Here is a 26,552-nt window from a genome sequence, read left to right as displayed (position 1 = left end):
AAATGGTTAGAAAATCGTTAAGATGATACTGATTACGGATAGGTAAGGAGTAAAAAGAGTGCCTACAAAATTGCATGTAACAAGTACGTACTCTTTACTAAAGAGTACGACCACGATAGATAAGCTGGTCTTAAAAGCTAAAGAGCGAGGATATACATCTATTGCGCTTACCGACCACAATGTGCTTTATGGAGCAGTGGAGTTTTATGAAAAAGCTACAAAAGCTGGGTTAAAACCAATATTAGGCTTGAAATTGGATATCGAATCGGTGCAATCATCCGAGAATACGTATCCTATTCTTTTGCTTGCTGAAAATGAAGAAGGGTACAAACGATTGATTCAGTTATCTACTAAAGTCATGACAGAAGAGACTTCAGTAGCGCTCGAAGATCTGGTCATGTCAACTAAAAATATTATTGCCATATCGCCAGGGATAACAGGGGAGATCGAAGCATTACTGTTAGAAGAGGAAGTAGATGCAGCTCAAGAAGTATTACAGATGTACAAAAAGTACTTTAACCGGTTCTTTCTCGGCTACTCTCTACACGAATCATTAGATCCAATTAGAAGTCAGCTTGAAGGCTTATCAGAAAAGTATCAGGTGCCACTCGTAGCAGCTGACGAAGTCAACTACGTTGAAAAAGAAGATGCATTTGCTACAGATGTCCTTAGAACGATTGGGGCCAATGAAACAGTTGATCTTGATAAAAAGTTGGACAATAATCAATATTTGGTTTCAGCAGATGAACTTACCGAAAGGTACCAGCAAGTTGGATTAGAACACCTCCTTGATAGAGCAGACGAAATAGCAAATAGTATTGATTTAAAGTTAACCTTAAATCAACCAGTACTACCAAAATTTCCAATTCCAGAAAACAAAGAGACAGATCCGTACCTTTATGAACTATGCGAAAAAGCACTAAACAAGAAAATTAAAACCGTAACGCCAGTATACACAGAGAGACTTGAAAAAGAATTGGGTATCATCTCGAAAATGGACTTTTCAGATTACTTTTTGATTGTCTGGGATTTGATGAAATATGCTCACAGCCAAGATATCGTAACAGGTTCAGGAAGAGGTTCTGCTGTTGGTTCACTAGTTTCTTATGTTTTGAATATCACAGACGTCGATCCGATAGCTTATGGTTTACTATTTGAGCGGTTCTTGAATGAAGAAAGATACTCCATGCCAGATATCGATTTGGATTTTCCAGACAATAAAAGAGAGCAGATTCTTCTATATGTTAATCAAAAATACGGGAATCAACATGTCGCTCAAATTGCAACATTCGGGACTTTTGCTGCCAAAATGGCCTTGCGTGACTCTGGGAGAGTATTTGGTTTGAATACCCAGGAATTAAAAAAATGGTCAGATGCTATACCGGGTAGCTTAGGCATGACACTCACAAAAGCAATGAAAGAATCTTCAAAGTTGAAAAACCTTGTAAACGAGTCAGAACAGAACCGACTGATTTATGATACGGCAACAAAGTTAGAAGGTTTGCCGCGGCATGTATCTACGCATGCGGCGGGAGTCGTCATTTCAGATACGCCCCTTACTGATTCTGTACCGCTGCAAAACGGGAATAGCGAACTTTCTCTGACTCAATTTGCTATGGCAGATGTTGAAAAAGTAGGTTTACTGAAAATGGATTTTTTAGGGCTAAAAAATCTTACCATTTTGTCAGATTGTTTGCAGTTTGCAAGACAGCAATCTAAAGACATCAGTAAACTTTCAGATATTCCACTAAATGATCCGGAAACACTCAAGCTTTTCGAAAAAGGAGATACAAATGGTATCTTCCAATTTGAATCTCCAGGAATTAAAAGGGTCTTGCGAAAACTTGGACCAACGGATATTGAGGACGTTGTAGCTGTAAATGCTTTGTACAGACCGGGTCCTATGGAACAGATAGATACCTTTATATCCAGAAAAAAAGGATTAGAACCCATCACCTATCCTCATAATGATTTAGAAAGTATTTTGGATGTCACATATGGCATCATGGTTTACCAAGAACAAGTTATGAAAGTCGCTTCTAAATTAGCAGGGTATTCACTCGCAGAAGCGGACATGCTAAGAAGAGCTATTTCAAAGAAAATAAAGACTCAAATCGATTCTGGTCGTAGGCAGTTTATTCAAGGAGCGCTCAATAAAGGATATACTGAAGAAACAGCGGCGCAAGTTTATCATTACATTGAACAATTTGCTAATTACGGATTCAACCGATCGCACGCGGTTGCCTATTCAATGGTAGCTTATCAATTAGCCTATTTTAAAACACATTATCCGGCTGCTTTTTTTGCGGCACTGATGAAAGCTTCTTCCAATAACAAAACGAAACTTCAAGAATATGTCTTGGAAGCTCGTAAACGCAAAGTGGAATTAAATGGTCCGGACATCAACAGGAGTCAATATTCTTTTTCTTTGCACGAAAATACGATTCAATTTGGTTTGGATATTATTAAAGGTCTTCGAAGGGATTTAATTTATTCTATCTATAAAAACAGAAAAGACCAGGGAGCCTACAAGGATCTGACAGATTTCACGAGCCGTCTAGACCAGAAATGGCGAAAAGAAAATTATATCAAACCACTTGTTTACTCTGGGGCATTTGATGGATTAAGCTACAATCGTGGAACAATGATCCGAGCGTTAGAAGGCGTAATTGAAAGTGTCCGTATGAGTGACGGGAATCTTGAATTGTTTGCTTCTTTAGCTCCAAGAATTGAAGTAACAGAAGACATTGATTCTGAAACGAAGTTGGAACAAGAATTTGAAGTGACCGGGTTTTATTTCTCGGAGCATCCAAGTGAGAAATACAATAAAATCAGAGAGTCTCAAAATATTGATTATATTGCGGATGCTAAAATGAATAAAAATATGAAGTTTATTGGTACAATTAAAGCGGTTAAAACGATTCAGACTAAACGAGGAGAACCGATGTCATTCGTTGAAATAGCTGATCAAACAGCATCGTGCTCGCTGACTTTATTTCCTGAACAACATAGGAAATATATCAAGTCTTTGAAAAAAGATGTCGCTATTTTGGTAGAAGGCAAAGTAGAGGGAGACAGTGACCGCTATAAAATTCTAGTTAGAAGAGTCGAATTGGCTGATACGTTAACATTGGAACAACCTCAGAAGACACTCTTTTTGAAAATTGATTCTCTTGAACAAAATCAATCACTTTTTCAACAAGTTCAGTCTATATTGAGAGAATATATCGGGACAACTCCAGTACTTGTATACGACTCAAACACTGGGAAGAAACACCTATTAAAAAGTTCCTATTCTACGAATGGATCTGAGGAACTGATTAAGATGCTGAGTGAAATATTAGGATCAGAGAATGTCATTCTTCGTTAATTTCATAAAAAACTTAGTTAGTTACCATTTTTATGAGACATCAATCGCAAAAAGTGATAGAATGTTACTTGTATGGAAACTAGATGAATGAATGAGAACGTTTTTCAAAAGTCGTTTTTCTTTGATTAAGTTTTCTCATTATAGCGTTATCATAAATCATACTAACGGATCAATTCATCATAGGTAATTTAATTAATTGTTTTAGATGATTAAAATATGTATTAGAGGTGAAAGGTTGATATGAAGCGTATTGGAGTTTTAACAAGTGGAGGAGATTCTCCAGGCATGAACGCTGCTGTTCGTGCAGTAGTAAGAAAAGCTCTATATGAAGGTATGGAGGTTTACGGAATCAATTATGGTTACGCTGGTCTTGTAGCGGGAGATATACGTAAGTTGACTCGTCGAGACGTAGGAGATATTATCCAACGTGGCGGAACGTTCTTGTACTCTGCTAGATATCCACAATTCGCTACTGAAGAAGGACAACTTAAAGGAATTGAACAATTGAATCGCTTTGGTATCGAAGGGTTAGTTGTTATCGGTGGAGATGGATCATACCGTGGTGCTTATGCATTAACAAAACATGGATATCCTTGTATTGGTTTGCCTGGTACAATCGATAACGATATACCTGGTACAGACTTTACGATTGGTTTTGATACAACAATCAATACAGTACTAGATGCTTTGGATAGAATCAGAGACACAGCAACTTCTCACGTTAGAACTTTCGTTATTGAAGTAATGGGAAGAGATGCTGGAGATATTGCCTTATGGGCTGGTATTGCTAGTGGTGCTGAACAAATCATTATTCCTGAAATGGGATTTGATCTTACTGCCGTAGCGGATAACATTCGTGAAGGTAGAGAAAAAGGCAAGAAACATACAATCATCGTTTTAGCTGAAGGCGTAATGGATGGAAAAGAATTCGCAGAAAAATTAGATGCTATTGACAACTTCCATGTACGCGTAACAGTTTTAGGACACGTTCAACGTGGTGGTTCACCAACTGCTCGAGATCGTGTTCTTGCAAGTAGATTTGGTGCTAGTGCAGTAGAATATTTAAAAGAAGACCGCGGAGGATTAGCTCTTGGGTTAATCAATGAGCAAATCGTTGCACATGACATTGTGGATACTCTTGATAATATGAAGCACAAACCAAACCTAGAACTATACAAGCTCAACGAAGAAATCTCCACCTAAGAAAAGAATACTCCATACTTGAATTCAACGTACGCTAGACAATTTGCAGATTCGAACAGAAAATGTGATACGCACTAGTTAACGTAAATTAGAAAAAAATAAAACATATACGAAAGTGGGCGTTATTTTTTATGAAGAAGACAAAAATTGTTTGTACTATTGGACCTGCAAGTGAATCAGTTGAAACATTATCGAAGTTAATGGAAGCTGGAATGAACGTTGCTCGTCTAAACTTTTCACACGGAGATCACGAAGAACATTTAGCTCGTATTAAAAATATTCGTGAAGCTGCTGAAAAAACAAACAAGCTGATTGCGATCATGTTAGATACTAAAGGTCCAGAAATTAGAACTCAAAACATGGTAGACGGAAGAATCGAAGTCCTTAAAGGAAGTACGATCCGCGTTTCTATGACTGAAGTAGAAGGTACTACAGAAAAGTTCTCAGTTACTTATGAAGACTTGATTAACGATGTAAATCCTGGTTCTAACATCTTGTTAGATGATGGACTAATCAATCTACAAGTTACAGATATTGACCACGAAAACGGTGAAATCGTAACAACTGCATTAAATACTGGTATTCTTAAAAACAAAAAAGGTGTTAACGTACCTGGGGTTTCAGTAAATCTTCCTGGTTTAACTGAAAAAGATAAAAGTGATATCTTATTCGGATTAGAAAATAATATCGATTATATCGCAGCTTCGTTTGTACGTCGTCCATCAGATGTTCTAGAAATCACTGATTTACTAGAAAAAAATGATAAAACGCATGTACAAATCATTCCTAAAATCGAAAACCAAGAAGGTGTCGATAACTTAGAAGAAATTCTTAAGATTTCTGACGGTTTAATGGTTGCTCGTGGTGATTTAGGTGTTGAAATTCCAGCTGAAGAAGTACCAATCGTGCAAAAACACATGATCCGTATTTGTAATGCTGCTGGTAAACCAGTTATCACTGCTACTCAAATGCTTGACTCAATGCAAGCTAACCCACGTCCTACACGTGCTGAAGCTTCAGATGTTGCGAATGCGATTTTTGATGGTTCAGATGCAATCATGCTTTCTGGTGAAACTGCTGCCGGAGATTATCCAGTAGAATCAGTACAAACAATGTACAACATTGCTATTCGTACTGAAGCTGCGTTACTTGAACAAGATGCTTATGCACTTAAAGCATATGATCAAAGTGATATGACTGAAGCAATTGGACAAGCTGTTGGACATACTGCACGTAACTTGAAAATCAATACAATTGTTGCAGCTACTGAATCTGGACATACAGCTCGTATGATTTCTAAATTCCGTCCTAAAGCAGACATCTTAGCAATTACTTTCTCTGAAGAAACTGCACGTGGATTATCTCTACAATGGGGTGTTATTCCAACACTTTCTGAAAAACCTACGTCAACTGACGATATGTTTAACTTGGCTACTCAAACAACTATGGAAAAAGGATACGCTAAAGAAGGCGATCTTATTATCATCACTGCTGGGGTGCCAGTTGGAGAACGTGGAACAACTAACGTTATGAAAATTCAATTAATTGGTTCTAAACTTGTAAGTGGACAAGGTGTTGGATCAGAATCAGTTATTGGTAAAGCAATCGTTGCTTCAACTGCAGACGAAGCTAATGAAAAAGCTGTTGAAGGCGGAATTTTAGTTGTTCAAAACACAGATAAAGACTATCTTCCAGCTATCGAAAAATCAGCAGCAATCGTTGTTGAACAAGGTGGATTAACTTCTCACGCTGCAGTTATTGGAATCGCAATGGGTATTCCTGTAGTTGTTTCAGCTGAGAATGCTACTGGATTGATCGAACAAAACGAATTAATCACAGTTGATGCTCGTCGTGGAATTATCTACCGTGGCGCAACTACTGCCATCTAATACGCTTTATATTAAGAATGTTCAGTCAATAATGATCATAATCAGACGATGAGATTATAATGATCTTGGAATAAGTTGAATTTCAGATGAGGCTAACTGATCTGGAGTAGAAACAAGACTTACTCCAAGATCTGATCTCATCGTCTTTTGATTTTATAGAAAACAAAAAAAGGAGTGGAATTATGTCTAATTTTGGAAATGTCGTCATGGGCATCGTTACAGATAAAAATGAGAAAGCCACCTTTGTTCAAAATAATGGTGTTACGTATGAAGTTTTAACAAAGGACCCTGAAGAATTAGAACTAGGTCAAACAATTGAAGGTTTTTGTTATGTAGATAAAGGCGGAAATCAGTTATTTACAACTGAAATACCTGAAGTAAGAGTAGGGAATTTTGGATGGGGAGAAGTTATAGATATTAAAAGATCTTTAGGCGTATTTGTAAACGTTAATTGGCACAACAAAGATCTAGTTATTTCACTTGATGATCTTCCCTATGAAGGACATTTGTGGCCAAAAAAAGGAGACAAACTTTATCTAACGGTCTCAATTGATGAACAGGATCGTATGTGGGGACAACTTGCTGATGAAGAAGACTTTTATGCAATCTACGAAAATGGTGAGAAAGAAGAGCACAACAAAGATATCAATGGTTATACTTTCCGACTTAAAAAAGCTGGAACGTATTTCATTACAGAAGATCATTTCATTGGATTCATTCACCCGTCAGAGCGTGAACGAGAACCGAGATTAGGCGAACATGTATCTGGCCGTATCATTGGACTAAGAGAAGATGGCGTTTACTACGTTTCTATGTTGCCCAGAGCTTATGAGGTATTAGATGAAGATGCGGCGATGATACTTGAAGTTCTAAGACGTGCTGGAGACCAATACATTAAATTCAACGATAAAAGTGATCCTCAAGCAATCAAAAATCAGTTTGGTATCAGTAAAGGTCAGTTTAAAAGAGCACTTGGAAGACTGTTTAAACAGAGATTAATCGAACAAGATGAGTTTGGAACAAAACTGATCAAAGATCCTCAAGAAGAAAGTGAAGATTAAGAATGGAAGACAGTTGTAAGTCTCTTCTTTCTAGATTATACTGATTATAATTAAACAAAGTTTAGTAGATAAATATATTGGTTTTGATCTAAGGGGATAAAGATGGAAAAGACGGATACGACTATACAATCAATTAAGCAAAAGCTTTATAAAGCTGGATTCAAATTGACCCCTCAGCGAGAGATTATTTTGAAAGTCTTGATTGAAAAAGAGCATTTAAGTGCAGAAGAAATCTATTTGGCTGTTCGATCAGAGCATACAGGTATTGGATTAGCAACCGTTTATAGGACGCTAGAATTGTTGACTGATCTGAAGTTGATTAATAAAATAGCCTTTCAAGATGGTATTGCAAGATACGATATTAACAATAGCGAACATAACCATCAGCATCATTATTTGTTATGTCTCAACTGCGGAAAAATCGATGAAGTCGAACAAGATATGCTGATTGATATCGAAAGAAAGATCGAGAAGACTTATCAGTTTAAAATAAAGGATCATCGACTGACCTTTCATGGTCTATGTAAAGAGTGTCTGGAACAAGCTGATAATGATTAATAAGGAGTTATGTAAAGTGTCAGTTGAACTAGGAACAGAAGCCTTAGAAGACTATCTCACCTTTTTAAAAATCGAGAGAGGGCTCTCTAAAAATTCTATTGAAAGTTATCAGCGGGATTTGAACCAGTACATCACTTTTCTAAAAAAAGAAAAGATCGGTTCTTGGAATCAGATTGATCGTTACCTCATACTGAATTTTCTTGAATCACAAAAAGAAGGACATAAAGCAGATAATTCCTTGATTAGGATGATTTCAAGTTTAAGAAGATTCCATCAATTTCTGAAACAAGAAAACATCTCCAACGAAGATCCGATGCTGTATATTCAAACACCAAAGAAAGCTCAGACCTTACCCAAGGTGATCTCAACCAAACAAATAGATATTTTACTGTCCGTACCAGATGTATCTAACAAAATCGGTATTCGTGATCGAGCGATTCTGGAAGTTATGTACGCTACAGGTATAAGAATATCGGAGTTAGTAAACTTGAGGTTAGATGAGCTGCATCTATCGATGAACTTAATTCAGACAATTGGTAAGGGAGATAAAGAACGTATTTTACCAATTGGAGAACAAGGCGTTAAATGGGTAGAATACTATCTTGAATTCAGCCGACCAAAGCTTGCGCTGAAATCTTCTCAAGAGTCTCCATACGTTTTTTTGAATCCAAGAGGCTCTCAGCTAAGTAGACAGGGCGTCTGGAAGAAAATCAAGAAAATGGTTTTGCAAGCAGGAATCGCACAGAATGTAACACCGCATACTTTGAGACATTCTTTTGCAACGCATCTACTTGAAAACGGCGCAGATCTCCGGGTAGTACAAGAATTACTGGGTCATTCGGATATCTCAACGACTCAGATTTATACGCATATTACAAAGCATAGATTAAAAGAAGTCTATGACACTTATCACCCTAGAGCATAAGAAGCAAATGGGTAAAAGATGAGCTAACAGGAGGAAATGTAAATGAATTTTGAACGTGTACATTTAATTGTTATGGATTCAGTAGGTATCGGAGAAGCACCTGATGCTAAAGCCTTTAATGACGAAGGATCTCATACACTTGGTCATATAGCTGAAAATACAGATTTGAAATTACCTAACCTTAAAACACTTGGACTTGGTAACATCGAACCGTTGAAAGGTGTAGATGAAACACCAACCAGTATAGGATATTATACAAAATTAGAAGAAAAATCAGTCGGAAAAGATACAATGACAGGCCATTGGGAACTAATGGGCTTGCATATCAAAAAACCTTTCCGAGTATTTCCTGAGGGCTTTCCTGAAGATTTGATCAATCAAATTGAAGAACACACTGGAAGAAAGATTGTGGCGAATAAACCAGCATCAGGAACAGCTATTCTTGATGAATACGGTGAACATCAAATGAAAACCGGAGATTTAATCGTTTATACGTCTGCGGATCCTGTATTACAAATTGCAGCACATGAAGATATCATTCCGTTAGAAGAATTATATGAAATCTGTGAATATGTTCGTGAAATTACTAAAGATGATCCTTATATGATTGGGCGTATTATAGCGCGCCCTTATCTAGGTGAGCCCGGTGCATTCACAAGAACCAGTAACAGACATGACTATGCCTTAAGTCCTTTTGGGGATACTGTGTTGGATTCATTGAAGAATGCCGGTAAAGATGTAGTAGCAGTTGGAAAAATCGATGACATCTTCAATGGTCAAGGAATCACGGAATCTGTTCGTACGAAATCCAACATGGATGGAGTAGATAAACTGATTGAGGTTATGCAAAAAGACTTTAACGGATTAAGCTTTACCAATTTAGTCGATTTCGATGCATTATTTGGTCACCGTAGAGATGTAGAAGGATACGCAAATGCACTTAAAGAGTTTGACGCTAGAATTCCTGAAATCATTAGCGAATTAAAACAAGATGACTTGCTAATCATCACGGCTGACCATGGTAATGATCCAACGCATCCTGGAACAGATCACACAAGAGAATTTGTTCCTGTCATGATTTACTCACCTAGTTTTGAAAACAATGGCGCTTTACCACAAGGATTCTTTGCGGACATCAGTGCTACTATAGCAGAAAATTTTGATGTGAATGCAACAGGATTTGGATCTAGTTTCTTATCTGAATTAAAATAAGAACAATCTAGCTAAGTGGAAGCGGCATTTTTACAAATTTGGTCTATCAGGAGGAAGTTTTAATGGAAAAAGAGTATTTAGAAAGTATCAGTAAAGCAGCAGCCTATTTAAAAGATAAAGGAATGGAAAAGCCGGTTGTTGGTCTGATTCTAGGCTCAGGATTAGGCGAGTTAGCTGAGGAAGCAACAAATCCAGTAGCAATACCTTATGAAAACATCCCTGGATTTCCGGTGTCTACTGTAGAAGGGCATGCAGGACAACTTGTTTATGGAGAACTTGGCGGTAAAATGGTTCTAGCTATGCAAGGGCGATTCCATTTTTATGAGGGTTATGCGCTAGAAGATGTAACGTTCCCTGTTCGAGTAATGAAAGCTTTGGGAATCGAAACATTAGTGGTAACAAATGCAGCAGGTGGTGTAAACACATCCTTTAATCCAGGAGACTTGATGATTATTACTGATCACGTGAACTTCACTGGCGTTAATCCTTTAATAGGTAAAAACGATCCTGAAGTTGGTCCAAGGTTTACAGATATGACTGAAGCTTATGACAAAGGGTATCAACAGCTCATTCGTGAATGTGCTCAAAGTAACGGACTCGAGATTAAAGAAGGTGTCTACTTTGGCTTAACTGGGCCAACATATGAAACACCCGCTGAAATTCGTATGATTCGTACTATGGGTGGCGACGCTGTAGGAATGTCTACCGTGCCAGAAGTCATTGTTGCAAAACATGCGGGCTTAAAAGTTGCAGGAATTTCTTGTATTACAAATTATGCGGCAGGTATGCAAAGTAATTTAAATCATAATGAAGTCGTTGAAGTGACGACACGAGTGAAAGAATCTTTTAAATCATTAGTTAAAGATTTTGTCGCTAAAGTCTAATCATTGAAATAAGACTAGATAGAAAAAAAGATAGATGAAGGTGTCTGAAACATCTTCATCTATCTTTTATTATCTTCGAGTACAAGCAACGCTAATGTACTGATTCTTCAATGTAAATTTGATTTTTGGTTCATATGTCTGTATTATTGTCATGAGTATATAAAAATAGACGGATAATGAAAATTTTTAAGAATATACCTTTTACGAAATAGAGACTAAAGAAATGTGGGAATCAAATAATGGATCAATTTGAGAATAAACAACTTCCTGAGTTTTCAGGAAACACAACAATTAATGATAAAAACCACCTGGAAATTGGTGGTGTAGATAGCGTATATTTAGCTGAGAAGTACTCAACGCCTTTGTACGTATATGATACGGCTCTCATTAAAGAGAGACTAAATGAGTTCAAAGAAGCATTTTCTTCATATGAAAAAGAAACACAAGTAGCTTACGCGAGTAAAGCATTTTCTTCACTAGCGCTTTATCAGATATTAGCTAAAGAATCTGTGTCATTAGATGTTGTTTCTGGAGGGGAGCTATCTCTGGCTATCAAAGCTGGCTTTCCTTCAGCGAAGATTCACTTTCATGGCAATAATAAATCTCATCAAGAACTGGTGGAAGCTTTGAACGCAAACATCGGGTGTATCGTTGTGGATAATTTTACAGAGTTAGATATGATTAATCAACTAACCACGCTTCATCAGAAGAGAATGAACGTCCTGATTCGAATCACTCCAGGGATTGAAGCGCACACACATGAATATATTACAACTGGACAAGAGGATTCAAAATTCGGTTTCGATTTAGCCTCTGGTCAGGCGAAAGAAGCGGTTGAAGAAGCGCAGTCTCTGAAATATATTGATGTTATTGGATTACATGCCCACATTGGTTCGCAGATTTTTGAAACTACAGGATACGAAGCAGTTATTGAGCGCTTAATGCAGCATTCAAAGGAATGGCAAGATCTTTTCAACTTTGATCTTAAAGTATTGAACGTAGGTGGTGGATTTGGTATTCGGTACACGAATGAAGACGCGCCTCTACCCATCAAAGATTATGCTGTCAGTATAATGAAAAGTGTTGAACACTATTCAAAAGAACTTGGTCTTGAATTACCGGAGATCTGGGTTGAACCAGGAAGAAGTATAGTCGGTGAAGCAGGAACGACCCTTTATACTGTAGGTACTCAAAAAACGATTCCCGAAGTTAGAAAATATGTATCAGTAGATGGTGGAATGGCCGACAACATCCGACCGGCTTTATATGATGCAAAATATACTGGTGTATTGGCAAATAAAGTTTATGCACAGTACGATACAAAAGTTTCTATTGCAGGAAAAGCTTGTGAGAGCGGAGATATGCTGATTTGGGATTTATCGTTACCTGAGGTAGAACAAGGTGACTATCTAGCTGTTTTGAGTACAGGAGCTTACGGATACTCAATGGCGAGTAATTATAATCGTCTACCAAGACCAGCTGTTGTTTTCGTAGAAGATGGTAAAGATTTCCTAGCTATCAGAAGAGAGCGCTACGAAGACTTTTTGAACTTGGAACAATCATTGGACTCGAAATACTAAACCACTTTAAGGAGGTAGAGTATGTTAACGGAATACAAATCGGATTACCATAAAATTACTATGGGCCTATTATCTTATGTGCCAGATCTTAAAGAAACGACAAGATTGACTAAAGAATTGGAATGGTACAAGCAAGAAGACAATCGGCAACTGTATTTATGGAAAAGCGATGAGACAAATGACTTCGCGGGGGTACTCGGTGTTGAAGTAGAAGATGAATTTGTCTTGGTAAGACATATTTCAATTAATCCATCATACCGAGAAGAAGGGCTAGCGCATCAGATACTAGATGTAGCAGCAGCAAAATTCTCACCTAGACAGTTAGTTGGAACTATCGAAACGAGCTCTCTTATTACAAAGTGGCATACTGAAGATTAAGTTAAAGCGACTAAAAGGAAAATAGATATGAGTGAAATTTGGGAAGTGAACTTGGATGTATTTGAAGGACCTTTAGACCTTCTTTTACATCTGATCAATAAATATGAGATCGACATTTACGATATTCCAATTGCAAGAATTACGGCTCAGTATATGGATTATCTTCAAGCAATGAAAAGTTTACAATTAGATGTTGCTGGAGAATACTTAGTAATGGCTGCGACACTGATGTCTATCAAAAGTCAGTTACTCGTCCCACGTAACGATAGCTGGGATGAAGAGGGAGAAGACTTTATCCCTGAGCATGAAGATCCAAGAGAAGAACTGATGGACATGTTGATTGAGTATAGGAAATTTAAAAATGCTGCTGATCAACTTGACCAGAAACAACTGGAAAGATCCGTTTTTTTCACCAAAGAACCTGCTGATGTTTCTGAATTTCAAAAAAATGTTCCTTTAGAGAACGGTGAAATACAATTGCAGGACTTAATTGATGCTTTTAAAACAGTAATGAAGAGAAGTGAATTAAGAGAACCGGAACTGACTACGATTGAAACAGAAGAAATAACAGTAGCAGATCGTATGGAATGGATTGAATCAGAACTAAGAGGGCGATACAGAACAAAAGTCGCTTTTCAGGAATTGTTCAGTCACTACTCTAGAAGAGATATCGTCGTAACGTTTCTTGCTTTACTTGAACTCATTAAAGAAAATAAAGTGGCTTTTACTCAGGAAGAAACCTACTCAGATATCGAATTATCTTATATCGGTTAGGTCATTAGTAGAGAGGGAGGGGATAAAATGAACGAAACGGCGGTATATGAGTCACTTTTATTTGTGGCGGGAGACGAAGGTCTGACTTTAAAGGAAATGGCCAAACTCACGAATGCTACAACAGAACATGTACTTGTTTCACTAGATAAATTATTAAATGATTATAATTCTAGAGATACGAGTGCTTTGACAATTATAGAAACAGCCAATAAATATAGACTTGTTACGAAAGAGACCTACTCTAGCGTCGTGAGTAATTATGCTCAGTCTCCCTTAATGCAGAAGTTAAGTAAGGCTTTACTTGAAACATTAGCAATCATTGCATATAAACAACCCATAACAAGAATGGAAATCGAAGAAATTAGAGGCGTGCAACTTGCGACAGCACTCCATAAATTGAGATTACGTGATCTTATACAAGAGGTTGGAAGACTTGAAGCACCAGGGAGACCAGTTTTATATGGTACAACAGATTATTTTCTAGATTACTTTGGATTAAATAGTTTATCAGAATTACCGGAACTAAGAATGGAAGAAGAAACTGAGGAAACATCTTTGTTTTTTGAAAGTTTCCAGCAATCATTTGAATAAAAAATAGAAGGAGGAGTTATATGGATAGATTACAGAAAGTTATGGCTCACGCGGGCATCGCATCAAGAAGAAAATCTGAAAGTATGATCGAAGAAGGACGCGTAAAAGTTAATGGAAAAGTCATGAAGGAACTTGGATACCAAGTGAAAAGACATGATACGATCTCTGTAGACGATGTGCCGATTCAAAAAGAAAAACCAGTTTACTTCTTGTTAAACAAACCTAGAGGAGTCGTATCAACGGTTGATGATCCAAAAAATAGAGATACGGTTGTTCAATTACTGCAAGAAGTTGAAGAACGGATTTACCCTGTAGGACGATTGGATTACGATACGACAGGTGTACTGTTACTGACCAATGATGGCGAATTAGCAAACAAATTAATGCACCCTAAATACTCTGTTGAAAAAACATACATCGCAAAAGTAAATGGAAGAATGACAAGAGAAGATGTAATGCATCTTGAAAAAGGTGTTGTTTTTGATAAAGTGAAATCAGCTCCAGCGAAAGCAAGAATCATTGATTATGATAGAAAAAGAGATATTTCAACTGTTGAACTAACTATTCATGAAGGTAAAAATCACCAAGTTAAGAAAATGATGCAAGCAATTAAACACCCAGTAGAAAAATTGACTAGAACTCACTATGGATTTTTAACTGTAGAAGGCATGCAGTCTGGCGTATGGAGAGAACTTAAACAATTTGAGGTCAACAAGCTTAAACAATTAGTGGATGAAGAAGACTAATCATTGATTTTTGACGTATAAGAGTAGCTAGAGCGATTCCAGTTGGAATTAGTGGCGCATTCATCTTATCTTAGTTATAATTAAACTCGAGTAGGATATAATATCGTACTAGTTACGTATTATAATTTAAAGTCAATAGTATCACGTGCTAAGGAGTGTCTAATCGTGACGGATGAAAAATTACAAGGCAGTACAGAACAGCAAGCAAAAAAAATATTGGTGGTTGACGATGAAAATCGTATTCGTAGATTACTAAGAATGTATCTAGAAAAGGCCAATTATGAGATTGACGAAGCTGAAAATGGAAAGATCGCATTACAATTAGCACTAGAAAATGACTACGATTTAATTCTTCTAGACCTTATGATGCCTGAAATGGATGGAATCGAAGCTGCTGAAGAATTGCGAAAAGAAAAAGAAACACCCATTATGATGCTTACAGCAAAAGGTGAAGAATTGAATCGTATTCAAGGATTTGAAGTGGGGGCAGATGATTATATCGTCAAACCTTTCAGTCCAAGAGAAATTGTATTAAGAGTTTCTGCGATTCTTAAGAGAACTCAAACGGGTAGTGGAAGCATGAATAAAGCTGCCGATGTCTCTGATACACTGACTTTACCGCATCTTGAGATCGATAACGATTCTAGACGTGTAACAGCTGATGGTCGATCAGTCAACCTGACGCCAAAAGAATATGATCTTTTGCACTATTTGATGTCTTCTCCTGATCAGATTTTTGGTAGAGAACAATTATTAAGAGAAGTTTGGAAATATGAATTTTTTGGTGATTTAAGAACAGTAGACACGCACGTCAAACGTTTGCGTGAAAAACTTAAAAAAGAATCCCAAACCGCTGCTAAAATGATTGAAACTGTATGGGGGCTTGGTTACAAACTGAATTCATACCCTCATGAAGAAGAGGAGTAGGATAGAAGTATGAAGCTGAATATCGTCGCTATAAGAGTTTGGCTGATTACTTCTGGATTTATTCTCATTTCTCTCGTTGCCACATCTTTATTTTATGCCCAATTTTACTCCGAGCAGATCAAGCAGAACTATCTGAATGACTACGAATCCTTTATTCATAACGTAGAAACCCTTTCTGAAAGCGATCCTGACTTCATAATAAATTATCTTCAGGAAGCCAATGTCATTCATGCAAAGCTCAATTTTGCGCTTCGTTCTGAGGGGCAAGATGTTTATAACGAAGAAGAGTGGAATCTCCAATTTTCTGACGATATTTATCAGAGAGTAATCAGCAATCCTAATTTAGTTGAAGATATCGTGTCTGGTGAAGAAAATCAGATTCGTTCTGATTCTGATCCGGGATATGAAAATAAAATCCCTTATATCTTCCACATCAAACATATCAATTATCAAGGCGAACAATTGACATTTTATGCATATGCAGATCTTTCTTTTATCGCTGAAGTTGAACGCACGGTTTTCTATGCGTTAAGTTTACTTATTTTGTTTAGTGTATTTTTAAGTTACGCTTATTATTTGTATTTACGTAGACACATATCTGAACCAATCAATGCTATGACAAATATTGCTTTTGATTATGCACGAGATGACTTTAGTCATCAACTACCGGTCTCAGGTAGAGATGATTTGTCTGAACTTGCTATGGCAATGAACAAAATGGGCCACTCTCTTGAAACAAATAGAACCGTGGTCAGACAGGAAAAAGAACTGTTATCTCATATCATGACCAGTATTGATACGGGAATATTATATTATGATTCCGATCAGAGTCTGATTCTTTCCAATCCTGCTGGAGATTTATTTTTAACGCAATATCAAGTAGAAAAGGGTAATTTTTCAACGAAAGATGACTATATTGATATAGAGTTAAACTTAAAAGAAGCTGTTGAAACAAAGAAATTTTCTCAGTTCAGTATTGAAATGGTCGAATTTTATTATGAGGTAACGATATTGCCTCTAATCGAAGATGACACACTGGAAATTAGAGGAATTCTTGTTTCCACTAAGGACCTGACTCATGAACATAGATTAGATAAGATGCGTGTTGACTTTATTAATAATATTTCCCATGAACTAAGAACGCCGTTAGTGATGGTTCAAGGGTATAGTGAAGCAATTATTGATGATATAGCTGAGACAATCGATGAGAAAAAAGAAATGGCTCAAATCATTAGTGATGAATCGCAACGTATGAATAGAATGGTCAATGAGATGCTTGATCTATCAAGAATGGAAGCGGGATTTATTGAGATTGAAAAAGATCCTCTAGACCTGAACCATTACTTGAGTACACTCGTTTCCAGATTCAATAAGATGGCTTCAGAAGTCAACGTCAACTTAGTATTAGACGTTCCAGAAGAAATAATTGAATTGCCTATCGACAAAGACAAAATGGATCAAGTATTCGTGAATCTAATTAATAATGCAATCAGACATACCGGTATGACAGATAAGTCTGCTAAGACGGTTACATTGAGATTGTTTGAAGATAAAAACCTGGAAGAGGTTATTATGGAAGTTAGAGATACCGGAACGGGTATTCCTAAAGAAGATGTTCCATATATTTTTGATCGATTCTTTAAAGCAGACAAATCTAGAAAAAATTATTCAGACAATGCATCTGGTACAGGAATTGGTTTATCTGTTGTGCAGAGTATTATTGAAGCACATGGAGGTCGCTTAAGAGTAGAATCTACACTTGGTAAAGGCTCAACATTCATCATACATTTGCCTATTGACCAAAATTCTACAAGTACTTTTGATTCATTTTAGACTGAGCTGTTGACATTTCTGTGTGATTTTGTATAATAGTAATGTGCTTATTAAAAATAAGCAAAAAAATAATATGATTCATCTTCAGGGGCAGGGCGCAAATCCCGACCGGTGGTAAAGTCCACGAGCGAAACTTTTGTTTTGCTGAACTGGTGTAATTCCAGTACCGACAGTATAGTCTGGTATAAAGAAGATGGAGCTTTTTGACTGAATCATTATGTCTATTTAGCTCTGTTCATTTCCTGAAGTGGAACTGAACAGAGTTTTTGCATTTCTAGAGTGCATTCTCTGACCGGTCTCACTTCGAAATGTCGGAACCAAATAGGGATAAGCATCAATAAGTTCAATACCCTAACCAGGATGAATCCTTCTAGGAGGATTTTCAATGTCAAGCAACAAAACGCAAAAAGTAGTCGGTATAGCAGTATTAGCTTCACTAGCATGGATCATTTCTATGTTTTCGTTCCCTATTTTACCCGCAGCATCTTTTCTGAAGATTGATTTCAGTGATCTACCCGTATTATTCGGAATGTATATGTATGGTCCTATAGGCGGTATTACCATTGCCTTTATTCGTTCTCTACTATCTTTCATTCAAAAAGGTGGAGACATGGGTTTACCAATAGGCGATTCAGCACAATTTATTGCTTCTTTAGCCTATACGTTACCCATTTACTTTATTATCACAAAAATGGGATTACGTACTAGAGAAAAAGTGTTTGCTACTGTAGCAAGTACACTGTCATTAAGTGTCGTTATGGCTCTCTTGAATTGGGTATTCCTAATTCCTGCTTATATGGCTGTAATGGGATTCAGTGTTGGGCCGATCAGAGAATATCTAGTCTACTCAATTGTTCCTTTCAATCTGATTAAAGGTCCAATTGTAGGCATCATCTTTTTTGTGGCATTTCAAAAGCTTAAACCTTGGTTAGTTAAATCAAGAACCAGACTTTATAAAAAACAGTCCAAACGATATGTTTTAGAAAATGAGAACTAAGCTTTATCAACTAACAAATAGATATTACAAAAGGCGGGTCTATATGACCGCCTTTTTTATATTGAAAAAATAGATCTGAACGTGTATTCTGAGAAGAAGAAGAGGTGAACTATGGCTACTCAAAATCGATATTTCTTGTATTTTTTATTATCTTTTTTTAATAACCATTATCCATCGAAAAGCTCTCAGCTGATTCATGTGTTTCATGGAAGAAGAACACCTTCGATATTATTTAAAGTTGAGAATGAGCAGTTGTTTCCTGCTTTTGGATTATTCAAAGAATTAAAAAAAGAACATCTAGAACATTATCTACAAAAACTTTGTTCTAAAAATTTACTTCAAGGTAGCGAGGAAGAGGGATACCTTTTAACATCGCTTGGCTACAAATCATTGACTCAATATTTTGAAAATAAAAAGTACCCTGAAGCTATTCGTTCTCTTGAAAATGCCACACTCAGAAATTCTTTTTATCTACAAATTCAATTGGTTTCTCAGATATTTTCTGAGAAAAGATATGACAATAAAAAATATAGTCCTTCCATTAAGGAACCGAGTGATCAAGAATCGGTTAAAGCATGGTTGAGTAAGCAGAAAAAACCAATGGATCAATTAGCTCTCCAGTGGGCAACGGAATTATATGACTTGCTTTTAACGTTTGCAAAAGAGGAAGCAAGTATGATTGTTGGAAAATTAACTGGTCATGATATCATCGGGAAAACGAATCGACAATTAGCAGAAAGTCTAGAAATGGAATCTGTAGAATTGAATGTACGTCTAAGTAACACCTTCGAACAACTGATTATCCAAGCTAGAGCATCTGAAGGTCTTTTATTAAATGATTTTGTCACATACCTAGATCAGCGTACTTATTTTGGGTTATCTAAAAGTACGTACGATACTTATTTGATGGTAAACGAAGGGTATAGTGTAGAGCAAATCTCAGAAGTCAGGCAATTAAAATTAAATACGATTAGAGAACATATTCTTGAAATTTATCTTGTTCACCCAGACTTCAATTTCCAGCCATATATTCCTGCGGATCAGTATGAGCGTTTAAAGATGGCCTTTGAACAAAATCCCAAGTATTCCTATAAACAAGCAAAACAAGATTATGAAGATCTGATGTTTATGTGGTTTAGACTAGTAGAAATTGAAAGGATTAGATATGGTAGAGAAAACGCTAGAGCAGATACTTTATGAAAAATTCAATTATAAGACTTTTAGATCTGGTCAAAAAGAAGCTATTCAAGCAGCCCTACAAGAAGTAGATTCGGTGGTTATGTTACCAACTGGCAGTGGGAAATCAATCTGCTATCAATTACCTGGTTATATAAAAGAAGGGCTGGTTTTGATTGTATCACCACTTCTATCATTGATGCAGGATCAGGTTGAAAAACTTAAAAGTAGTGGAGAACGGCAAGTAGCCGCTTTAAATAGCTTATCGTCCAGAAATGAAAAAAGAAGAATTATGAAAAATCTTCATAAGTTTAAATTTCTTTATATCTCTCCAGAAATGATTCAGTTCGATTTTTTGATGACAAAACTTTCTCAACTAGATATTGCCTTGTTTGTCGTTGACGAAGCCCATTGTATCTCTCAATGGGGAATGGATTTCCGACCAGACTATCTTAAGATTGGTGAGGCTAAAAGAAAACTTAACCATCCTACAACAATGGCTCTGACGGCTACAGCCACAGAACAAGTTCGCAGTGAAATCAAACAGTCTTTAGATATAGATTCTATAGAAACTAGAGAGATTATACATTCAGTAGACAGATCTTCGATAAAATTAAAAGTAGAGATTTGCGAGGGGAACAAAAAAGATCGTTTAAAGGAACTCGTTCATCAGTTGGAAAGTCCTGGGATTGTTTATTTTTCAAGCAAAAAACTGGCTGACGAGATGGCTTCAGTCTTGAGAACTGAATTAGGGATCCGAGCCGAGAGTTATCATTCTGATTTGACAATTGATGACAAAATTAAAGTACAGCAGCAGTTTATAGACAACTCGATTCAGGTTATTTGTGCAACGAGTGCTTTTGGAATGGGCATCGATAAACCAGATATAAGGTACGTTATCCATTACCATATGCCATCTAATCCCGAGATGTACTTGCAAGAAATCGGAAGGTGTAGCCGAGACGGTAAGGAAGGTATTGCCATACTGCTTTTCGAGCAAGGAGATCAGTATTTACAGATTAGACTACAAGAAAATAGTCTGCCGGATGAATCTCTACTGGAATACATTTACAAGTATCACCACAAAATCAAGCAAGAACAAACAGATCCTAAAGTACAAATTGCCCAGTTTTATGTGAATGCCTCTATACCTTATAGAGTTGCTTTACACCAGATACAGACTAGAGAACGTCTTAAAAAAGAGCAATTAGAATATATGATGAATTACTTGTTCACCAAAGGATGTAAAAGAGCTTATCTGCTTCAATATTTCGATGAGTCAATAACGGTAAAGCCAGAACGTTGTTGCAGTCAGTGCACGGCAGATTTAGAGACGTATTTCTTTGATGACGAAGAAGATAAATTAGTCGTCAAAAGCGAAACAATTGACTGGAGAGTTCGTATGAAACAATTGTATAAACTTGATGAGGAATCTATGAATTAAGCTAAAATATGATACAATAACTATGATAGAACTTGAGGAGGAATCACTATGAGTAAGAAAGATCGCGAGTCGATGGAAGAACTGTGGTCTAAACGATTTGATGAAGAAGTAGATTATGACGATCAGGCTATGTCTCGAAAAGCTAAAAGAGAACGCGAGAAAAGTATTTCTCCTATCCTGACTGTTACAGTAGTATTTCTAGTGTTGATTATTGTTGTAACACTAGGCACATACGCTTGGTACAGTCAGCGAGAATCAAATTATTCTAGCCCTGAACAACCGAGTGTCGAACAGCCAGCGCCAGCAGATCCAGAACCAGAGGAAGAACCCGAGGTCGAAGAAGAAGTAGCTGAGGAGCCAGAAGAGCCTGAAGAAACAGTGGAAGAGACGGCTGAAGAAACTGTAGAAGAACCTGTGCAACCACAACCGGAATCTGAGAGTGAGTCAGAAACGGAAACGACTGGAGAAAATCAACCAGCTAGTGAGCCAGCAGAATCTAATACAAATCAAGCAGACAGCAACGCTGCCTCTGAGGAAGCCAATGAAGCTGCTGAGGAACCAACTACAGCAGGAGAAACGTATACAGTAAAAGCGGGAGATAACATGTACCGTATTGCCTTAAACCATGGAATGACTACACAGGAACTGATGCAATTAAACGGATTGTCTAGTGAAACAGTCTCTGTTGGTCAAGTGTTAAAAGTGAATTAATCGACTTAAATAAAAATTGAAAGTGTGAAGTATGTGTTGAATAATCAATTGACTGTGGCTATAGATGGACCTGCCTCGTCAGGAAAAAGTACAGTGGCTAAAAAGATTGCTGACCACCTTGACTTGATCTATGTAGATAGTGGCGCAATGTATCGAGCAATCACCTATATTGCTATAAAGAATCAGTTAGATTTGACTGACCAAAATGCAATCGTCAATGAACTGAATCAGTTAGTCATTGACTTTAAGAGATCAGATAACGGTCAAATGGTCTATTGTAATGATGTAGAAGTGACGATGGATATCAGACAAAATGATGTAACGAATGCAGTTTCTCTTGTCGCTGCTCATCCAGATGTGAGAACGGTATTGGTTCAGCGACAAAGAGAGATGGCTTCCAGTAAAAATGTGATCATGGATGGTCGTGATATTGGAACCGTAGTTTTACCAGACGCCAGTGTGAAAATCTTTTTGGTAGCGAGCGTAGACGAGCGAGCTGAGCGCAGACACAAAGAAAATTTGGAAAAAGGAATCGAATCTGATTTAACAAAATTAAAACAAGAAATCAGAGAAAGAGATCATAAGGATTCTACAAGAAAAGTTTCTCCGTTAAAAAAAGCAGATGATGCAGTTGAAATCGATACAACAGCACTTTCAATTGAAGAAGTTACTGGGAAAATTGAATCCATTATCTTTGAAAAATATCCAGAATATCAGAAATAATTCGTTTCAAATGTTTTAGTGGAAAAATCAGCTTATTTTATGTACAATTAATAGAGTAGAAATATTGGCATTGGGAGGCACATATATTATGACAGATAAAGAAAATACAAACGAATTAGAAAACAACAACACAGTGGATCAAGAATCACAAGAAGTTGCAGAAGAGCAAGTGATTGTAAACTCAGCTGCTGGAACAGATCCAGAAGATGTAATGGCAGAAAACGAAGACGCTCAAGTTCAACCAGCTGTCGGTTCTTCAGATTCTGATTCAGAATCAATGTCAGACGTTTTAAAAGACGTTGTAGACATTACACCGGGAGACCTGGTTCAAGGTGAAGTACTTGTAATTGATAGCGAGAAACAAGTCATCGTAGGACTTGGTGGAGGACAAGAAGGTATCATTCCTCCAAAAGAACTTTCGACTGAACGTTTTGAACACCCATCAGACGTTGTTAAAGTTGGCGACGTAATCGATGTTGTCGTTTTACGCGACGTAAAAGATAAAGAGCAAGGAAGTTTTGTTCTTTCTAAAAAACGTGTAGATCAAAGAAAAGTCTGGGAAGAACTTCAGTCTAAATTTGATAATGACGAAACGATTGAAGCACCAGTTACTCGTGTAGTTAAAGGTGGATTAACTGTAGATGCTGGAGTAAGAGGATTTGTTCCTGCTTCTCAAATGGATGTACAGTATGTAAGTGACTTGAACCAGTTTGAAGGTCAAACGTATACGTTCAAGATTCTTGAAATTGATCCTAACGAACGTCAATTAATTCTTTCTAGAAAAGCATTGATGGCGGATGAACAGTCTAAAATCAAAGAAGAAGCTTTTGACGCATTAGAAGAAGGATCAACAGTTAAAGGAACAGTTGTAAGATTGACAAACTTTGGTGCTTTCGTTAACCTTGGTGGCGTTGATGGACTTGTTCATATTTCTGAGATTTCTCATGAAAGAATTGGACATCCTAAAGAAAAATTAAACACTGGTGACGAAGTTGATGTTAAAGTACTAAGTGTAGATAGAGATAAAGAACGTATTTCATTATCTATCAAAGATACTTTAGCTGGACCTTGGGATAATCTTGAAGAAGAATTACCTGAAGGATCTGTTGTTACAGGTAAAGTTAAACGTGTAACTGACTTTGGCGCATTTGTAGAAGTTAAACCAGGGGTTGAAGGTTTAGTTCACATTTCTGAAATGGCCCACAAACATGTAGAAACACCTCATGAAGTTGTGGCTAAAGATGAAGAAATTGAAGTGAAAGTACTAAGCGTCAGCCCTTCAGAAGAACGTATTTCACTAAGTATCAAAGCTTTAGAAGAAGCACCAGAGCAAGCACCTAAACCGGCTGCTAACAAATCTAAAAAACCATCATCATCTAAACCACAACAAGTAACTAAATCTTCGTTTGGTGACGATGATGAAGATGGCACTTTCACTTTAGGTGACCAAATTGGTGATCAATTATCAAGCTTTATGAACAACGACGATCAAGAGTAAGCAAACTATATCTTTTAATTCATTAAAACGATAGCACCCAAACCCGCTGAAACGATTTTCTGTTTTCGTGGGGTTGGGTGTATGTTTTTGAAATGCTGTAATCACTAAATGAACTTACAAAAATCAAGAAAGAAGGTGAACGTTTATGACAAAACCGGTAGTAGCAATAGTTGGACGTCCAAACGTCGGAAAATCAACCATTTTTAATCGTATAGTAGGAGAACGTATCTCCATAGTAGAAGATGTTTCAGGCGTAACACGTGATAGAATTTATGCAAGTGCAGAATGGTTAGGAAAAGAGTTTACGTTAATTGATACTGGTGGTATCACGATGGAAGATGAACCGCTAAATGCGCAAATCAGAAATCAGGCACAAATTGCTATTGAAGAAGCAGATGTCATTATTATGCTGGCTAGTATCCGTGAAGGTGTAACAGATGCCGATGAGCAAGTTGCGCCAATTTTATATCGTTCAGGAAAACCAGTCGTATTAGCTGTTAATAAAGCAGATAATCCAGAATCAAGAACATATAGTTACGAATTTTATTCATTAGGATTGGGAGATCCATTTCCAATTTCTGGTTCACACGGTTTAGGGCTTGGAGACTTATTAGATGCAGTTGTTGCTGAGTTTCCTGAAGATCTTGAAGAAGAGTTTGATGAAGGTACGATCCGTTTCAGTTTGATTGGAAGACCCAATGTTGGTAAATCCAGTTTGGTAAATGCCATTATTGGTGAAGACCGAGTGATTGTTTCAGATATTGCTGGAACAACAAGAGAAGCCGTCGATACGAAATTCGAAACAGATGATGGTCGAGAGTTTGCTATTATAGATACTGCAGGTATTCGTAAAAAAGGTAAAGTCTATGAGAATACTGAGAAATACAGTGTTTTAAGAGCCATGAGAGCCATTGAAAGATCTGAAGTTGTCCTATGTGTCATTAATGCAGAAGAAGGCATTAGAGAGCAAGACAAGAAAGTATTTGGCTATGCTCACGAAGCAGGTAAAGGTATTATTATTGTTGTCAATAAATGGGATACTGTTGAAAAAGAAACCAATACACTGAGAGATTTTGAGTTAGAAGTTAGAGAAGAATTCAGATATTTAAGTTATGCTCCAATTATCTTTGTTTCGGCAATTTCTAAAAAACGCTTAGATAAGCTTCCTGATATTATTGAACGTGTTTATAGAAATCAGCATTTACGTATTCAGTCGTCTATCTTAAACGACGTTGTTATGGATGCTGTAGCAACTAACCCAACACCAACAGATAAAGGTAGAAGACTTAAAATTTACTATACAACTCAAGTTAGTGTGAGTCCGCCGACTTTTATTATCTTTGTAAATGATCCAGAATTACTTCACTTTTCTTATAAACGTTATCTGGATAATAGATTTAGAGCGACATTTGATTTTGAAGGCACGCCTATCCATATTATAGCTCGTAGACGTACGTAGGCAGCTTATCTGCTTGTTTTGCTCGAACTTAGGATATCACTAGGTAAACAGCTTATAGACAGTCTAAGCTCTCATAAATCAGAATTAAATTTTTCTCTACAAGTCAAGTGAAAAAGGTTATGACGAAAGAAATAAAGTTTAGTGATTCTTTTCAACAAAATCATTGCAGTATCAACGTTTCTATGGTATCTTTTTAAATGAAATGTCGTAAGAAGACTATTTCACCCAACACATTCATTTTATGTTTAAAGGGATGTTTTTGAAAGATCGTAAGTCACATTTAATGGCTTATATAGATCTTCTTATGAGGAGGTGAAAATGTACGATGGCTAATAAAGCAGAATTAATCGAAAAAGTTTCAGCAGCAACTGACCTTACTAAAAAGGACGCTACTGCTGCAGTAGAATCAGTATTCGAAACAATTAAAGAATCACTAGCTAACGGAGAAAAAGTTCAAGTAATTGGCTTCGGTAACTTTGAAGTTCGTGATCGCGCTGCACGTAAAGGACGTAATCCTCAAACTGGGGAAGAAATCCAAATCCCTGCAAGCAAAGTACCTGCATTCAAAGCGGGTAAAGCTCTTAAAGATGCAGTAAAATAGTACGTAGAAAAA

The 26,552-nt window shown here is 36.9% G+C and carries 23 protein-coding genes and 1 riboswitch; all 23 genes read left to right on the top strand.

Going from position 1 to position 26,552, the window contains the following annotated elements:
* Positions 1-58: 58 nt before the first annotated feature.
* The 23 genes from dnaE (at position 59) to VXN63_RS02840 (ending at position 26,540) form a co-directional block, all read left to right on the top strand.
* Positions 59-3,370 (top strand): DNA polymerase III subunit alpha, encoded by a 3,312-nt coding sequence (gene dnaE / locus VXN63_RS02950; protein WP_327756462.1) that lies wholly within the window; start codon positions 59-61, stop codon positions 3,368-3,370.
* A gap of 240 nt (positions 3,371-3,610) precedes the next feature.
* The gene (gene pfkA, locus VXN63_RS02945; protein WP_327756461.1) at positions 3,611-4,573 is read left to right on the top strand and encodes a 6-phosphofructokinase; all 963 of its coding nucleotides are present in this window, start codon (positions 3,611-3,613) and stop codon (positions 4,571-4,573) included.
* Positions 4,574-4,704: 131 nt separating this feature from the next.
* Positions 4,705-6,462: a pyruvate kinase gene (gene pyk / locus VXN63_RS02940; RefSeq protein WP_327756460.1), complete on the top strand. Its 1,758-nt coding sequence runs from the start codon at positions 4,705-4,707 to the stop codon at positions 6,460-6,462.
* 182 nt (positions 6,463-6,644) lie between these two features.
* Positions 6,645-7,523: a CvfB family protein gene (locus VXN63_RS02935; protein WP_327756459.1), complete on the top strand. Its 879-nt coding sequence runs from the start codon at positions 6,645-6,647 to the stop codon at positions 7,521-7,523.
* Between the two features lie 102 nt (positions 7,524-7,625).
* Positions 7,626-8,081 (top strand): Fur family transcriptional regulator, encoded by a 456-nt coding sequence (locus tag VXN63_RS02930; protein WP_327756458.1) that lies wholly within the window; start codon positions 7,626-7,628, stop codon positions 8,079-8,081.
* A gap of 16 nt (positions 8,082-8,097) precedes the next feature.
* Positions 8,098-9,006: a site-specific tyrosine recombinase XerD gene (xerD, locus tag VXN63_RS02925; protein ID WP_327756457.1), complete on the top strand. Its 909-nt coding sequence runs from the start codon at positions 8,098-8,100 to the stop codon at positions 9,004-9,006.
* Between the two features lie 42 nt (positions 9,007-9,048).
* Entirely contained in the window at positions 9,049-10,218 is a 1,170-nt protein-coding gene (deoB, locus tag VXN63_RS02920) for a phosphopentomutase (protein ID WP_327756456.1), read from the top strand.
* Between the two features lie 62 nt (positions 10,219-10,280).
* Entirely contained in the window at positions 10,281-11,102 is an 822-nt protein-coding gene (locus VXN63_RS02915) for a purine-nucleoside phosphorylase (RefSeq protein ID WP_327756455.1), read from the top strand.
* Between the two features lie 239 nt (positions 11,103-11,341).
* On the top strand, positions 11,342-12,682 hold the full coding sequence (gene lysA, locus VXN63_RS02910; RefSeq protein WP_327756454.1) for a diaminopimelate decarboxylase: 1,341 nt from the start codon (positions 11,342-11,344) through the stop codon (positions 12,680-12,682).
* 21 nt (positions 12,683-12,703) lie between these two features.
* Complete coding sequence (locus tag VXN63_RS02905) at positions 12,704-13,060, top strand: GNAT family N-acetyltransferase (protein ID WP_327756453.1); 357 nt, start codon at positions 12,704-12,706, stop codon at positions 13,058-13,060.
* A gap of 27 nt (positions 13,061-13,087) precedes the next feature.
* Positions 13,088-13,834 (top strand): segregation and condensation protein A, encoded by a 747-nt coding sequence (locus tag VXN63_RS02900; protein ID WP_327756452.1) that lies wholly within the window; start codon positions 13,088-13,090, stop codon positions 13,832-13,834.
* Positions 13,835-13,861: 27 nt separating this feature from the next.
* Positions 13,862-14,425 (top strand): SMC-Scp complex subunit ScpB, encoded by a 564-nt coding sequence (gene scpB, locus VXN63_RS02895; RefSeq protein WP_327756451.1) that lies wholly within the window; start codon positions 13,862-13,864, stop codon positions 14,423-14,425.
* Positions 14,426-14,445: 20 nt separating this feature from the next.
* On the top strand, positions 14,446-15,171 hold the full coding sequence (locus VXN63_RS02890) for a pseudouridine synthase (RefSeq protein ID WP_327756450.1): 726 nt from the start codon (positions 14,446-14,448) through the stop codon (positions 15,169-15,171).
* A 165-nt stretch (positions 15,172-15,336) separates the two neighbouring features.
* Positions 15,337-16,098, top strand: coding sequence for a response regulator transcription factor (locus VXN63_RS02885; protein ID WP_327756449.1), 762 nt, complete (start codon positions 15,337-15,339; stop codon positions 16,096-16,098).
* A 9-nt stretch (positions 16,099-16,107) separates the two neighbouring features.
* Complete coding sequence (locus VXN63_RS02880) at positions 16,108-17,931, top strand: sensor histidine kinase (protein WP_327756448.1); 1,824 nt, start codon at positions 16,108-16,110, stop codon at positions 17,929-17,931.
* Between the two features lie 76 nt (positions 17,932-18,007).
* A riboswitch (FMN riboswitch) is annotated at positions 18,008-18,130 on the top strand.
* Positions 18,131-18,316: 186 nt separating this feature from the next.
* Positions 18,317-18,928: an ECF transporter S component gene (locus VXN63_RS02875; RefSeq protein WP_327756447.1), complete on the top strand. Its 612-nt coding sequence runs from the start codon at positions 18,317-18,319 to the stop codon at positions 18,926-18,928.
* Positions 18,929-19,039: 111 nt separating this feature from the next.
* Positions 19,040-20,128, top strand: a complete 1,089-nt coding sequence (locus VXN63_RS02870) for a helix-turn-helix domain-containing protein (protein ID WP_327756446.1) — start codon at positions 19,040-19,042, stop codon at positions 20,126-20,128.
* Positions 20,094-21,548 carry a RecQ family ATP-dependent DNA helicase gene (locus VXN63_RS02865; RefSeq protein ID WP_327756445.1) on the top strand — a complete coding sequence of 485 codons (1,455 nt, stop codon included), beginning with the start codon at positions 20,094-20,096 and terminating at the stop codon, positions 21,546-21,548. The genes VXN63_RS02870 and VXN63_RS02865 overlap by 35 nt, the downstream gene beginning before the upstream one ends.
* A gap of 48 nt (positions 21,549-21,596) precedes the next feature.
* Positions 21,597-22,259 carry a LysM peptidoglycan-binding domain-containing protein gene (locus tag VXN63_RS02860; protein WP_327756444.1) on the top strand — a complete coding sequence of 221 codons (663 nt, stop codon included), beginning with the start codon at positions 21,597-21,599 and terminating at the stop codon, positions 22,257-22,259.
* 48 nt (positions 22,260-22,307) lie between these two features.
* Complete coding sequence (cmk, locus tag VXN63_RS02855) at positions 22,308-22,982, top strand: (d)CMP kinase (protein ID WP_327756630.1); 675 nt, start codon at positions 22,308-22,310, stop codon at positions 22,980-22,982.
* Positions 22,983-23,193: 211 nt separating this feature from the next.
* Positions 23,194-24,480 carry a 30S ribosomal protein S1 gene (gene rpsA, locus VXN63_RS02850; protein WP_442915294.1) on the top strand — a complete coding sequence of 429 codons (1,287 nt, stop codon included), beginning with the start codon at positions 23,194-23,196 and terminating at the stop codon, positions 24,478-24,480.
* Between the two features lie 145 nt (positions 24,481-24,625).
* Positions 24,626-25,939: a ribosome biogenesis GTPase Der gene (gene der, locus VXN63_RS02845; protein WP_327756443.1), complete on the top strand. Its 1,314-nt coding sequence runs from the start codon at positions 24,626-24,628 to the stop codon at positions 25,937-25,939.
* A 325-nt stretch (positions 25,940-26,264) separates the two neighbouring features.
* Complete coding sequence (locus tag VXN63_RS02840) at positions 26,265-26,540, top strand: HU family DNA-binding protein (protein WP_208558767.1); 276 nt, start codon at positions 26,265-26,267, stop codon at positions 26,538-26,540.
* Positions 26,541-26,552 lie beyond the last annotated feature (12 nt).

Source organism: Marinilactibacillus sp. XAAS-LB27 (assembly GCF_036039175.1).
GTDB lineage: Bacteria > Bacillota > Bacilli > Lactobacillales > Carnobacteriaceae_A > Marinilactibacillus.
Note: the sequence above shows the minus strand (reverse complement) of the source record. Positions and strands in the feature narration are given on the sequence as shown.

What these genes read in the sequence shown, in the direction of transcription:
- pfkA (WP_327756461.1), top strand. Translation starts at nt 3,611, where the DNA reads ATGAAGCGTATTGGAGTTTTAACAAGTGGAGGAGATTCTCCAGGCATG.
- pyk (WP_327756460.1), top strand. Translation starts at nt 4,705, where the DNA reads ATGAAGAAGACAAAAATTGTTTGTACTATTGGACCTGCAAGTGAATCA.
- VXN63_RS02935 (WP_327756459.1), top strand. Translation starts at nt 6,645, where the DNA reads ATGTCTAATTTTGGAAATGTCGTCATGGGCATCGTTACAGATAAAAAT.
- VXN63_RS02930 (WP_327756458.1), top strand. Translation starts at nt 7,626, where the DNA reads ATGGAAAAGACGGATACGACTATACAATCAATTAAGCAAAAGCTTTAT.
- deoB (WP_327756456.1), top strand. Translation starts at nt 9,049, where the DNA reads ATGAATTTTGAACGTGTACATTTAATTGTTATGGATTCAGTAGGTATC.
- VXN63_RS02915 (WP_327756455.1), top strand. Translation starts at nt 10,281, where the DNA reads ATGGAAAAAGAGTATTTAGAAAGTATCAGTAAAGCAGCAGCCTATTTA.
- lysA (WP_327756454.1), top strand. Translation starts at nt 11,342, where the DNA reads ATGGATCAATTTGAGAATAAACAACTTCCTGAGTTTTCAGGAAACACA.
- VXN63_RS02905 (WP_327756453.1), top strand. Translation starts at nt 12,704, where the DNA reads ATGTTAACGGAATACAAATCGGATTACCATAAAATTACTATGGGCCTA.
- VXN63_RS02900 (WP_327756452.1), top strand. Translation starts at nt 13,088, where the DNA reads ATGAGTGAAATTTGGGAAGTGAACTTGGATGTATTTGAAGGACCTTTA.
- scpB (WP_327756451.1), top strand. Translation starts at nt 13,862, where the DNA reads ATGAACGAAACGGCGGTATATGAGTCACTTTTATTTGTGGCGGGAGAC.
- VXN63_RS02890 (WP_327756450.1), top strand. Translation starts at nt 14,446, where the DNA reads ATGGATAGATTACAGAAAGTTATGGCTCACGCGGGCATCGCATCAAGA.
- VXN63_RS02880 (WP_327756448.1), top strand. Translation starts at nt 16,108, where the DNA reads ATGAAGCTGAATATCGTCGCTATAAGAGTTTGGCTGATTACTTCTGGA.
- VXN63_RS02875 (WP_327756447.1), top strand. Translation starts at nt 18,317, where the DNA reads ATGTCAAGCAACAAAACGCAAAAAGTAGTCGGTATAGCAGTATTAGCT.
- VXN63_RS02870 (WP_327756446.1), top strand. Translation starts at nt 19,040, where the DNA reads ATGGCTACTCAAAATCGATATTTCTTGTATTTTTTATTATCTTTTTTT.
- VXN63_RS02865 (WP_327756445.1), top strand. Translation starts at nt 20,094, where the DNA reads ATGGTAGAGAAAACGCTAGAGCAGATACTTTATGAAAAATTCAATTAT.
- VXN63_RS02860 (WP_327756444.1), top strand. Translation starts at nt 21,597, where the DNA reads ATGAGTAAGAAAGATCGCGAGTCGATGGAAGAACTGTGGTCTAAACGA.
- rpsA (WP_442915294.1), top strand. Translation starts at nt 23,194, where the DNA reads ATGGCAGAAAACGAAGACGCTCAAGTTCAACCAGCTGTCGGTTCTTCA.
- der (WP_327756443.1), top strand. Translation starts at nt 24,626, where the DNA reads ATGACAAAACCGGTAGTAGCAATAGTTGGACGTCCAAACGTCGGAAAA.
- VXN63_RS02840 (WP_208558767.1), top strand. Translation starts at nt 26,265, where the DNA reads ATGGCTAATAAAGCAGAATTAATCGAAAAAGTTTCAGCAGCAACTGAC.